The sequence below is a fragment of the Winogradskyella poriferorum genome (genome assembly GCF_050618035.1).
Classification (GTDB): domain Bacteria; phylum Bacteroidota; class Bacteroidia; order Flavobacteriales; family Flavobacteriaceae; genus Winogradskyella; species Winogradskyella poriferorum_A.
The window spans coordinates 1-216 of record NZ_JBODPY010000281.1; the positions used below are offsets into that span (position 1 = coordinate 1).

The window sequence follows — 216 nt, forward strand, 5'->3', positions numbered from 1 at the left end:
AGTTCATCCGCTTCATCTGTCCCCTTGTTTCGAGTGCTACAAGTCCACCATCTTCAACAAGTTGCTTTGCCAATTTAAAAGGCAGGACATAATCATCATCTTCACCATCTGGTCTGGTATGTACAGGTCTTAAGAATACAGACACATTATGTTGCTTTAAGATGCTCGTCATATTTACAGCTTCATAACCGGCAACAATTGTGATATGATCTACAC

At 40.3% G+C, this 216-nt stretch carries 1 pseudogene; it reads right to left on the reverse strand.

Features of this window, described 5'->3' with window-relative positions:
- Positions 1-216, reverse strand: a pseudogene (locus tag ACRHOC_RS15765) (amidohydrolase family protein); the annotation flags it as partial.